Origin of the sequence: Xenorhabdus szentirmaii DSM 16338 (genome assembly GCF_002632585.1) — a bacterium.
In the GTDB taxonomy this organism is placed as follows: domain Bacteria; phylum Pseudomonadota; class Gammaproteobacteria; order Enterobacterales; family Enterobacteriaceae; genus Xenorhabdus; species Xenorhabdus szentirmaii.
The window spans coordinates 1,146,557-1,158,646 of record NZ_NIBV01000002.1 but is presented as its reverse complement, the minus strand read 5'-3'; the positions used below and the strand labels follow the sequence as shown (position 1 = coordinate 1,158,646).

Sequence of the window (12,090 nt, the reverse complement as noted above, 5' to 3'; positions counted from 1 at the left end):
TGTAAAACGCAAAGTTTGCCTTTATCAAATCAAGGAAAACAGCTTTACCATGGGCTTAGGTTTTAGCTTTCTGCCGACCGTTGCTTACGGGCAGAAGGCAAATACCAAAGTGTGGCAAGTAAACACAGAACATAACCAAACGTTTCACAGCCCTCTTCTACCATATTCTTGACTGTGCGGTTGAAATGCTCATCCATCAATCCGTGCCATAATGACCCCATGCCAAACAAGCGGGAGAACACCAGCACGCACAATAATCCACATGCCATCATCGCGTAGCTTTGGTGACGAGTGAAATAAACGAGGCCTGAAAGTGTTTTCTGACCTTTTTTATAGGCATACCCGATACAAAGCAACGCTAAAGGAATGGCAAACCATGACCAAGCCCCATGAAAGAAAATCACATCAAAATAAGCATCCAATTCCCTGATCAGAAGGCAACTGAAAAAACCCGCCATTAATACCAATGCAGGGCGCAGTGTTAGGTTTTTTGTTGCTTCATAAAACAGTAAAACAGCGATAATCAATAAAGCCAGTTCTTGAGAAATCTCAGTCAGCGAATTCTCCAGTACGCCATTGTGTAGGTAATTGACATCCAAAAACAGTAAGCCAGTCACTCCAGATATCACCAGTGCATATAAAATAAAAAAAATCAGTTTCCTGACTAAATACATCAACATAAAATATCCGTTTTAAAACAGTAAGATAGTTTGAAAAATAGAATAAAGACAAAAATAATGTACACTTTACATACAAAAATAGGTCTTTTAAATATTCAAGTGCACTGCGGCATTTTATATCACCGACCAGTCTTTTTTATACTTTTCATGCCGTTGAACAGATCGCTTTAGCACCGGAATAATAGACAAATATGCGCTAATAATTATATATCAGTAAAACAAAATGATTGCACAAAAAACAACCTAACTTTGATTTTCAAAATAGCTTAGGTTAGTTATATTTTTTGTGTATATTAGACGTTTTCCTAACGGATAATGCCCATGATTAATTGCAAAACCGCTTCTGATGAAGATTTAATAAAAGAGCTACAAAAGCTAGCCAGTTCTTCTGTTCTTATTACAGACAAAGGGAAAGAGTTTATTCGTATAAAAAGAAATTTAGGAATGGGTGAATACCCTGTAGCAGCATTGGTTGGTGATTTATATGGCTTAAAGAGCACATTAATATTACTGACTAATATAAATATTCATTTCGCGAGGATAGAATCTTTTGAATTGTATCATAGTCAGTATCCTATAACATCAATCAACTCATATAAGTGTAATCACGACTTTTTACTTCCAAAGTTAATTTTTAACATTAATCATCAAGAACATATCTTCCATAACATAGAAGAAAAAACACTTACGGCATTTATCTTACAGTTGAAAAGAATTGTTAAAAATCCAGCAATTGATAATAAAAAAAGCCGCTATCACAATATAATAAAGTACTTGCCGCAGCGTCTGCCAAAATTGGCATCCCAACATCTTATAACTCAAAAAAGTCTTTTATATATTCGTAAGATACCACTAAAAAATTAAAACCAAAATATCATGAAGTACTTGTCGCCGCACCTGCTAAAATTGATACCCTAACATCAGATGAATCAAAAACGCCTGCTGCATATTCCGAAAAAACCATTAAAAAACTAAAACTGATTGAAGAGCCAAAAAGCTTTAATGCTATCAATAATAAAGAATTCGAAACACTAAAGAGGTTCATTTTATCATCAAAATTTAATGGGAAAGCAACCCTAGACTTTAGCTTAATGGTAAGCTATTTAAATAAAATGAATGAATATGTTAATGATGGCGAGATCACGAAAGAGTATTTTAGTAATCAAAAGAGAATTCAATTTCCATTATTATTAACTCAAAACTAACTCTCTGAATTCCAACCTTTATAACTAAACTAAGGAGTTATTGTTTTTATATAAATTACGAAGAAATGATTTTATACTGACCCGAGCACTCATCATCTCAGAATAATCAATTATTGCATGATTATATCTTACAAAAAATATTAAAATAATAAAAAATGACTTAGTAAAATAAAAAACACCATAAACTATGATGTTAACAATATATTAAATCCGATTGGTAACTCCTTAAATTTTATTTAAAAAAACCGAGTTAAAACCACATTGACAGTGTAATTTTTGCCTATTCCTGTTTTGTCAATTTACCTATCGGATAAACCAGATCTCATTTTTCAATTACTTGGTATTTATACAATTCGTGCTTTTATATGTTTACTTAATGAGGAATGGCATGAACTCTGAAATCCTAATCCCATATGCCATGAGAAATATGCATTGCGTAATCGCTACAAATCTTAAATAGCACATTTAGCGTATACGATAAAACAGAAACTCTTAAAATAACCCGAACAATAATGCTCGTTACTATTCATATATCGCTATCTTTTCAGCAAAAACCCACCAGTGTGGGAGGTAAACATGTTAAAAAATGTTATAAACGATATTATCAAATGGTTAGAAAGCCAACTCCAACAGGCTGACGGGATCAAAATAGATGCTATTGCCCATAAAAGCGGATATTCAAAGTGGCATTTACAGCGAATTTTCAAGGAATTAAAAGGTTGCACATTAGGCCAATATGTACGCCGGCGTCGTCTGCATGAAGCAGCTAAATCCTTACGGGAAGACAATCTGCCAATTCTTGATATTGCCCTGCAATATGGTTTTAGTTCTCAGGCTACATTTACCCGAATATTTAAAAAGCACTTTAATACAACACCTGCTAAGTTCCGAGAATGTGGGCATTTGCCAGAATTAAAAACATTCTTACATTGTCAGGGATAAATGATGCAATAAGAATATTCCATTCCATTTTTATAATGAGCGTCTCCCTTTATGGTCAACGTTCCATTGTTGACCATTTTTTATTCGTTGTTCACTTTTCGTTTTATTTCAATTCATTAATCAGCCAAAAATGGAACTGCTGTAATTCTGTGCCAAGAGACAAATATTGTTCACTGATTTGTTGGACCATTTGACCAACTGCTTTTGGTTGATACACGACTCCAACCAGTTTTTCTGCCAATAACTCAAATGGCGCTGGTTCAAGGCTATCAGTAAATATCTGGCAACGATTAATCACTCCCTGTTCAACATCAACATGTAATTCAACACCGCCCCAGCGAAACCGTGTATCCAATATATGGCTGAATGCAGGCGCCTGACCGAAATTCCATTCCCAACTACTTTGCTTAGCAAAAACATCACTAAAGCCGGGTAAATCAGGCAATATCTGTGGTGAAATCACTTCCGCCTGAACGGTTTCATTAAAATAGTCAAAAAATGCCTCGATAATCCCCCCACAAATTTTTTCATGCGTCACATCAGGCAGCAATTCGGATAAATTCGTTACTCTGGCACGAACAGATGTGATGCCTTTCGCCTGTAATTTTTTAGGATCAGGATTAAGATAATCAGCAAGACGGTTCAAGTCTGCATTAATCAGCAAAGTGCCATGATGAAAACCGCGATCTTTCGTTTCTCGATATGCAGAACCCGAGATCTTACGTTCTCCTTCCGGAGATGAAACGACCAAATCATTGCGACCCGAAGCCGTTGCTTGAATGCCTGATTTTTTCAATCCATCCAGAATGATTTGAGTAGAAACACTTTTGTTGTATTCCGGTTTTCCTGCCATAAAAGTAAAGCATGTATTACCCAGATCATGAAAAACGGCCCCTCCTCCACTACTACGGCGTGCAAGCTTTATTCCATCCATTTCCATTCGTCGGGTATTACATTCTTTCCACGGATTTTGTGCTCTGCCAACAACCACGGTACTGGCGTTACGCCATAGAAATAAGACACGCTGATTTGGTGGCATTTGGCGAAAAATACACTCTTCAACAGCGAGATTAAACCAAGGATCATGGGAATCTGACAGCAACAGGCGTAATGTGGACATTTTAGGCTCCGGCCAAGAAAAACAGGGCCTTAAGATACCACAAAGTGTGTTCAGAATAATGGGCTGAAGGTGATATTACATCCTGCGTGCTTGCCAGAACACACGGCGCCAATACACATTATCAAGGGAAGAACGTATAACACCTTTGCTGGTAGAAGCATGAATGAATTCATTGTCAGTGTCATAAATACCGACATGCAACCCACTCTCACCACTGCCTGTTTTGAAAAATACCAAATCCCCGGGCATCAAATCCTTTCTATTGATCCGTATCCCGAATTTGGTTTGTTCACGGGTTGTGCGGGGAAGTCTGATATTGAAACGATCATTGAATGTCCGATAAACAAACCCCGAACAATCAACCCCCTGTTTATCCATCCCACCATAACGGTAAGGCGTATGATACCATTGAGTCAGCTGATCTTTTAATTGGGCGATAACCATTATCGGGTCAGAAAGCGCAGATTTCAACGGAGGTGGCGTTGATTCAGATATAGGGTTGCTGCAACCAATGAGAAAAAAACTCAATAATAAGCATAAATACCTCACTCCCACTACCATTCCCCTTCTCTCAAATTATGTTGATTCTGGCCGGCTGATTAACCATACTCCCAATAAAATAAAAAGAATACCTACTGTTTTCAACAATGAAATAGTTTCATTAAACCAAGGTAATAACGCCGCCATTAAATAAACAAAAACATAACTTAAACTGATAATAGGATACGCTTTATTTAATGGCAGATATTTCAAAGTAAAAAACCAACATAACATGGAAAGTGCATAGCCCGACAGTCCGGCCATAATCATCAATAGAGAACTATGATGAAACCAAAGCCAATTGATATCTAGCCAATCCGCTGACAGGGAAAGCTCTGGCAAATGGGCTACTCCCAATTTCAATAATAATTGTGCCTGAGTGATCAATAAGACACTCAATAACCCCCAAATATATCCCCTCATTGATTCAGGCTCATCAATAAAATCCCTAACATAATGGCAAAAACACCGATCCAGTGTTTTAGCCCCACTTTTTCTTGGTACAGAAACTGTCCGATTACCGTTATAATGACAAAATTCATGCTGAGCATTGGGTATGCAATACTCAGCGGCAAAAATTGTAATAATCGCAGCCAAAATATCATTCCTATACCCAACAGAAGAATAGCAGCAGATAACCAGATCGCCACAAAGACCCCCTTGTTGGGGGTCTTTTTCTTTTGCCACCAAATAACCGCTTGCTTTTGGCATAACTGTCCACCGCAAGTCAAGAAACTGACTAAAATCAATAATATTATCTTACTGCTCATTGTTGTTTCTTATAAATGATGAGGACAAAACGGTGATCGCGACGCACGAAATCCGGTTTTGGCAGTTCAGGGAATGCTTCTTTCGAAGATAATAGGAAAACTAGTGCTACCTGACCTTTTTTCCGTGCTTTCTCCAACCATGCAGGAAATTCTTCGTGTGAGATGTATCGGTATTGGCTATCAGGATAATCTAGCCCATATTCTAATTCGCCGGTACGATCAAACATGTAAATATCGCTGCGTTTTAACTCCCAGGCTATCGCTGCTCCTACACCAACAGATCGTGACAGAATATATTTACTTTCAGCCAATTCTTTTACATGTTCTCTGACAAAAGATTGAGGAAGTTTGGAGTTAATCGTTTTGCTCGGCAATACACCTCCTATCAATAAGCTGAGAACAATGGTACAGGCGGCAGACCACAGCCAATATTGACCATTGCGAATAAAACTTAAATAGCCAATTATGCCCCAGAACCCGAAAATAATAATGCCCATAACCCATTTCAGGTGTTCGTCGGGTTGATAAAGTGAATGATTGGGTAGTTTCCCCATAATCAAAAGCGCCAGAGTTGCCATCATCCCGAAGCAAAGATTCACCAACCCATTTATTTTTAATACCTTCATGCTGCCATTTTTGACACTATCAACACTGTATTTGGCCATCATGATGGCCAAAGGGCCGATGAATGGCAGAACGTAAGTTGGCAATTTTCCCTTCGCGATGCTGAAGAACACAAATGGGATCACAAACCAAGAAAATAGGAAAAACATTTCTGGATGGCTTCTTCTCTCTTTCCAGCCCTTGATTAACGCTCCCGGCAGCAATCCCAACCACGGGAGCACACCTAAAATAAGTATTGGCACGTAATACCAAATAGGTGCGATATGCTGTGCTTTTTCAGAAGCAAAACGCTGTATATGTTCTACCCAGAAGAAGTAATGCCAGTAATCAGGCTCACGCAAAGCAATCGCAATGACCCACGGTAAGCTGATCAAAGTAGCAAAAATAACAGCAAGAGGCCCGAAACGAAGCATTTCCTGAAAACGTTTCTGGTATATCGTAATAGGTAACATCGCAATGACAGGCAACGCCAATGCCAAAAAGCCCTTAGTCATAAAAGCCATGCCACAGGTCAACCCAAGCACAGACCACGCCAGAACCCGCTCCCGGGTACTGACTGCCTTGAGTGCCCAATAGCAGCTCACGATCCCCGCAGTAATCCATAAAGAAAACATCGGATCAAGGACACTGTAAGAGCCAATGGAAAGAACAAGGAACATGGAAAGATAAATCAGGCTGGCAACAAATGCGGTCTGGCGGCATTTCCACATCATCATTGCCAATCGATAAAGAAGTATTGCACTGATTAAGATACTGAATACTGAACCAAAACGAACCGCAAAGTTATTGTGGCCAAAAATCCACTGGCTGATGTTGTTAAACCAATATCCTGCAACCGGTTTTTCAAAATAACGGATATCCAGGAAATAAGGTACGATCCAATCGCCGCGTTGCAACATTTCTCGACTGATTTCGGCATATCGTGTTTCATCAGGTTGCCATAATAGACGACCGTCTAAAGGCAATAGGTAAGTAAGAATAAAAAAAAGAGCCATCAGAGCGGCTCCAGCTTTACTCGCCCGAGTATTCAGCATATTTGTGTTATACCTCTTGTTGGCAGCCTAACCAGCCTTCACGACCGGGAAAATTCGAACGAACAATTTTCCCAACAGGAAGCGTGTCTCTATTTTCAGGTAATAAATGACTCAATTTACAAAACCGGATATTTTGTTGATTCAGCATATCCAGTAATGTTCCAAATTGTGAGGATTTGGACATACCTTCAACTTCGGTATGAATAGTATACACCGGAATACCCTGATCGTTTTTAATCGCATCAAGAATAAAACGATTGAAATCTGCATCACTAACCTGCGTTCCGACAACCTCATCATAAGTAGGCAGCGTCACCGGAATTTGTACACTCCCCAGACTGCCATCCGGCAACATGGGCCTGAATGGATGTGTGCCCCGACAATCACTGTTGTAATCAAAAGCAAACTGCTGTTTGACTGACAACACCCGTTCATCAGCCCGCCAACCGGCAACTGCTGAACATGAAACCGGTTGATTTGTTGCTTTTTCTAATGCATCGATTCCTAATTGTATTTGCTTCGACAGCTCAGCCTCTGACCAATTTCCGACTTTTGCTTGCCAACCTTGGTGATCCCATGCGTGCAGGCCAATTTCATGACCCGCTTCCAAGGTTTGTTTCATCAAATACCCCAGATCTTTTGCAATCTTTTTTCCCGGCCAAGCTGTGCCGGCCAGTAAAATATCTAAGCCATAAAGAGATGCGGCATTCGATCTTAGCATCTTCCAGAAAAACTTCGGCTTTAGCAGGCGCCACAAATGACGCCCCATATTGTCAGGACCAACACTGAAGAAAAAACTGGCCTGAATATGATGTTTCTCTAAAATCTCAAGCAACTTAGGTACACCTTCTTTTGTTCCCCGATAAGTATCCACATCGATTCTCAAGCCAACTTGTTTCATCGTTTTATTCCTGCGTTTTTCCTGGAGCCAATGAATTTTTTCGCTTCTGCTCTTCAACTTCTCCAAGCAAGAAAAAATCCAATGTTTCATCAATGGTTTGCTTCATATCAATGGTTGGTTTCCAGCCCAACAACTGTTCTGCATTTTTAATGCTGGGTTTACGGTGCTCAACATCTTGATAACCTTGCCCGTAATAACTGCTGCTCTCAATTTTCTTGAATCCGGCAAATGGAGGAAAATGCCCGCGTAATTCATGTTTTTCAAAACTATCCAACAACATTTCAGCCAGTTGGCGAATGCTGGCTTCATTGGTTGGATTACCAATATTGACAATCTGGCTGTCACATAACCCATCCCGGTTTTCGATAATTCTGAACAGCGCTTCAATGCCATCATGAATATCAGTAAAGCAACGCTTTTGTTCCCCGCCATCCACCAGCTTAATTGGCGAACCTTCCACCAAGTTTAAAATCAATTGGGTAATCGCCCTTGAACTACCGATTCGTGCCGAGTTTAAGTTATCTAATCTTGGCCCCATCCAGTTGAACGGGCGGAACAGGGTAAATTTCAACCCTTCTTTCTCACCGTATGCCCAAATGACGCGATCAAGTAACTGTTTCGAAACCGAGTAAATCCAACGCTGTTTGTTTATTGGCCCAACAATCAGACGAGAAGTATCCTCATCAAATTCTTTGTCATCACACATGCCATAAACTTCGGATGTTGAAGGAAAAATAATCCGTTTATTATATTTAACGCAATAGCGGACAATTTTCAGGTTCTCTTCAAAATCCAGTTCAAAAACACGCAGTGGGTTACGGGTATATTCAATTGGGGTAGCGATTGCCACCAGCGGAAGAATAACGTCACATTTCTTGATGTGATATTCAATCCATTCTGTGTGAATGCTGACATCCCCCTCAATAAAATGGAAGCAAGGGTTGCCAATGAAGCGCTCAATGGCTGAAGAGCCTATATCCATCCCGTAAATGTCATAGTTACCATCCGCCAATAAGCGTTCAGTCAGGTGATTGCCGATAAATCCATTAACGCCCAGAATCAGGACACTGTTACGACGATGAATTTGTGTTGCGGCTTTCTGACTGACATGAACACCCGCTACAATACCCATCTCAAGAGCTAATCGATTGCCTTGAACATAAAGGCCGGATTCACCCTGCCCGCTAATAATTTCCAGTGCCCCTTCCCCACAAGCAATAACAAAGGGTTCCGTAGAAATAACCGTGCCCGGACGTTTGCCATGAGCCTGATCGAGTGGCCGAGAACGCCAGATGATAATTTTGCGCTCCCCTAAAAAAGTAAATGCGCCCGGATAAGGTTCTGTCACCGCCCTGACCAAGTTATTAATTTCCGTGGCCGATTTACTCCAGACGATTTCTCCATCTTCAGCCGTGCGGCGACCAAAATAAGTTACCTGGCTTTCATCTTGTGGAATGGATGGATATTGCCCTGATTTTATTTGAGGAAGAATGTCATTCAGTAGCTCAACTGAGGTTTCGCACATTTTCCCGTGAATGTCCAATGACGTATCAGTCTCACCAATTTGTATCGCTTTCTGGGCGACGATGTCCCCTGCGTCGGGCTTCACCAGCATTTTATGCAGTGTTACACCTGTCTCAGTTTCCCCATTCAACACAGCCCAGTTAACCGGAGCGCGACCACGATATTTTGGCAATAAAGAACCATGGAGGTTAAATGCACCTTTTTCAGCCAATGAAAGAATTTCCAGACTAAGCATGTTGCGATAGTAAAAGGAGAAAATAACATCCGGCTTCATTTCACGAATGCGTTCAACCCAAAGTGGATGATTGACATTTTCTGGCGCAAAAACTTGCAACCCCAACTCGGCACCCGTGCGCGCAACAGATGAAAAAAAGTGATTTTCATTTGGATCATCAATATGAGTGAACACAGCCTGAATATCAAAACCCGCTTTAACTAACGCATTAAGTCCGACACAACCAATATCATGATAGGCAAAGATAACTGCTTTCATTAGCTTTTTTCCTGATTGTCGTTGGTCTTTTTAACTCCGACCACTTTTTGAATAAAATAACGTGGGCGGGCACGAACGTCATTATATATCCGGCCAATGTATTCACCGAGTAATCCCATTGCGACGAACTGTGCACCAATAAACATGAAAAGAATAGCAAACAGTGTAAACACACCTTCGGCGGCCCATATCGCGCCAAAAATAAGGCGCAAAGCAATCAGCAATACCGCCAGCAGAAAGCCGGTCATGGCAATCACACTTCCCACTACACTCAATAATCGCAATGGCGCAGTTGTTAAGCATGTCAGCAGGTCATACATAAGATTTACCAGTTTCATAAAACTGTACTTAGAATCCCCAAATTCACGTTCTGCATGAGCTACATCGATTTCTATCGTTTTGCGCGCAAATGTATTAGCCAAAATGGGAATAAATGTACTGCGTTCATGACACTGCAACATGGCATGAACAATATGTCGGCGGTAGGCTCTCAGCATGCAACCGTAATCCCCCATTGAACGCCCTGTTGCCTTGGTGATCATTGCATTGATGATTTTGGATGCTGTTTTGCGGAACCAAGAATCCTGACGATTGGCCCGGCGCGTTCCCACAACGTCATACCCTTCTTCTGCCGCTTTAACCAATCGGGAAATCTCTTCCGGCGGGTTTTGCAGATCCGCGTCCAACGTAATGATCAAGTCACCATCAGCCTGATGAAATCCGGCCATAATCGCCGAATGCTGACCATAATTGCGATTGAGTAAAATGGCTATCACATGATTTTCAGGAATTTCAGCCGCCTGAGTCAAAATATCTGCGGATCTGTCACGACTGCCATCATCGACCAGAATAATTTCATACCTTTGCCCAATTTTTTGGCAGGCGGCAACGGTTCTTTCCAGTAATTGAGGCAAACTTTCTTCTTCGTTGTAAACAGGAATTACGACCGAAACTTTTTTGATCTTCTCAAATGTCACTTAATTATGCTCCGAAAGAATTTCAGTTATCGCCTTCACGACACGATCAACATCATCATTGCCCATATCGGGGAACAGCGGTAACGAACAGAGTGTTGATGAGTTCCATTCAGATTCAGGCAGAGAAAGTTGCGGGTAACGTTCCCGATAGTACTTTTGCGTATGCGCTGCCCTGAAATGTAATCCTGTACCAATGTTTTTATCTTTTAAGCGTGCCATGAAAGTATCTCGGTCAATACCACAGACATTTTTGTCGACACGCACCATGAAAAGGTGGTGAGAATGCAAATGTTCATATTCAGGAACACTTAACATTTGCAGGGAGGAATCAGCAAGAGCAGCAGAATAACGTGACACCAAATCACGACGACGAGCGTTCATTGATGCCAGTTTGCTTAGCTGTACAACCGCCATTGCTGCATGAATATCGGAGAGGTTATATTTAAAACCCGGCTCTATCACTTCTGCCTGAGGCTTTCTTCCCTGAATTTGCCGATCAAAAGCATCAACGGCCAATCCATGAAATTTCAGGCACCGAATGCGCTGGGCAAGTTCGTCATTATCTGTAACGAACATTCCCCCCTCTGCACAAGTCATATTTTTAATCGCATGAAAAGAGAAGACAGCCGTACCCTGCTCCCCGACCCATTCATTTTTATAACGGGTACCTACAGCATGGGCAGCGTCTTCAATTAAAGGAAGATTCACCGCTTGGGCAACTGCACGTAATGCATCCAGATCACAAGGTGCCCCCGCGTAATGAACAGGAATAATGGCTTTGGTTCTTGGTGTAATTGCTTTTTTGATTGTATCTGCATTTACCATCAACGTATCACGGTCAACATCAACCATGACAGGTTCAGCACCCAGCAGGCAAATCATATTAATCGTGGAAACCCAAGTTTGGGAGGGAGTGATTACTTCATCTCCGGGACCTATTCCCAACGACAACAAAACCAAATGCATTCCGGCCGTTGCTGAACATAAGGAAATCGCATGCTTGCATCCAAACATACGTGAAAAATCTTGCTCCAACTGGTGATTTTGTGGCCCTGTCGTAATCCAGCCTGACTGTAAAACTCTTTCTATTGCTTCTATTTCTTCATGTCCAATCGCTGGACGAGAGAATGGCAGAAAATTATCCATAATCGCCTTATGCCTTGCGTAGTCTAATTCATTTTTTATTGATAAAAAATTCTAAACAGAAACTATTCAATGAAACATAAACAAACGAAAAACAGATCTCGATCAACCAAACTTCAGAGAAAATTTAAAAACAA

Annotated in this window: 12 protein-coding genes; 2 read left to right on the top strand and 10 right to left on the bottom strand. The window is 40.8% G+C overall.

The annotated features are described in order from the left end of the window. Positions 1-62: 62 nt before the first annotated feature. Positions 63-680, bottom strand: a complete 618-nt coding sequence (locus Xsze_RS15170; protein ID WP_099139144.1) for a hypothetical protein — start codon at positions 678-680, stop codon at positions 63-65. 321 nt (positions 681-1,001) lie between these two features. Here Xsze_RS15170 and Xsze_RS15165 point away from each other — a divergent pair, with 321 nt between their 5' ends. Both Xsze_RS15165 and Xsze_RS15160 read left to right on the top strand, forming a co-directional pair. Continuing rightward, complete coding sequence (locus Xsze_RS15165; protein WP_038233912.1) at positions 1,002-1,544, top strand: hypothetical protein; 543 nt, start codon at positions 1,002-1,004, stop codon at positions 1,542-1,544. Between the two features lie 917 nt (positions 1,545-2,461). Beyond that, positions 2,462-2,827: a helix-turn-helix domain-containing protein gene (locus Xsze_RS15160; protein WP_038233915.1), complete on the top strand. Its 366-nt coding sequence runs from the start codon at positions 2,462-2,464 to the stop codon at positions 2,825-2,827. A 103-nt stretch (positions 2,828-2,930) separates the two neighbouring features. Here Xsze_RS15160 and lplA read toward each other — a convergent pair whose 3' ends face one another. The 9 genes from lplA to arnB all read right to left on the bottom strand — a co-directional run bounded on the left by lplA (position 2,931) and on the right by arnB (position 11,956). Further along, positions 2,931-3,947 (bottom strand): lipoate--protein ligase, encoded by a 1,017-nt coding sequence (gene lplA, locus Xsze_RS15155; protein ID WP_038233917.1) that lies wholly within the window; start codon positions 3,945-3,947, stop codon positions 2,931-2,933. 75 nt (positions 3,948-4,022) lie between these two features. Continuing rightward, positions 4,023-4,508 carry a C40 family peptidase gene (locus tag Xsze_RS15150; protein WP_038233919.1) on the bottom strand — a complete coding sequence of 162 codons (486 nt, stop codon included), beginning with the start codon at positions 4,506-4,508 and terminating at the stop codon, positions 4,023-4,025. 15 nt (positions 4,509-4,523) lie between these two features. Further along, positions 4,524-4,910: a 4-amino-4-deoxy-L-arabinose-phosphoundecaprenol flippase subunit ArnF gene (arnF, locus tag Xsze_RS15145; RefSeq protein ID WP_038233921.1), complete on the bottom strand. Its 387-nt coding sequence runs from the start codon at positions 4,908-4,910 to the stop codon at positions 4,524-4,526. Further along, positions 4,907-5,257, bottom strand: a complete 351-nt coding sequence (arnE, locus tag Xsze_RS15140) for a 4-amino-4-deoxy-L-arabinose-phosphoundecaprenol flippase subunit ArnE (protein WP_038233922.1) — start codon at positions 5,255-5,257, stop codon at positions 4,907-4,909. The genes arnF and arnE overlap by 4 nt, the downstream gene beginning before the upstream one ends. After that, complete coding sequence (arnT, locus tag Xsze_RS15135) at positions 5,254-6,915, bottom strand: lipid IV(A) 4-amino-4-deoxy-L-arabinosyltransferase (RefSeq protein ID WP_038233925.1); 1,662 nt, start codon at positions 6,913-6,915, stop codon at positions 5,254-5,256. The genes arnE and arnT overlap by 4 nt, the downstream gene beginning before the upstream one ends. A 7-nt stretch (positions 6,916-6,922) precedes the next feature. After that, positions 6,923-7,816 (bottom strand): 4-deoxy-4-formamido-L-arabinose-phosphoundecaprenol deformylase, encoded by an 894-nt coding sequence (arnD, locus tag Xsze_RS15130; protein ID WP_038233927.1) that lies wholly within the window; start codon positions 7,814-7,816, stop codon positions 6,923-6,925. A gap of 4 nt (positions 7,817-7,820) precedes the next feature. Next, positions 7,821-9,833 (bottom strand): bifunctional UDP-4-amino-4-deoxy-L-arabinose formyltransferase/UDP-glucuronic acid oxidase ArnA, encoded by a 2,013-nt coding sequence (arnA, locus tag Xsze_RS15125; protein ID WP_038233929.1) that lies wholly within the window; start codon positions 9,831-9,833, stop codon positions 7,821-7,823. Next, positions 9,833-10,810, bottom strand: coding sequence for an undecaprenyl-phosphate 4-deoxy-4-formamido-L-arabinose transferase (gene arnC, locus Xsze_RS15120; RefSeq protein ID WP_038233931.1), 978 nt, complete (start codon positions 10,808-10,810; stop codon positions 9,833-9,835). Before arnC ends, arnA begins: the two co-directional genes overlap by 1 nt. Further along, positions 10,811-11,956, bottom strand: coding sequence for a UDP-4-amino-4-deoxy-L-arabinose aminotransferase (arnB, locus tag Xsze_RS15115; RefSeq protein ID WP_038233933.1), 1,146 nt, complete (start codon positions 11,954-11,956; stop codon positions 10,811-10,813). Positions 11,957-12,090: the final 134 nt, after the last annotated feature.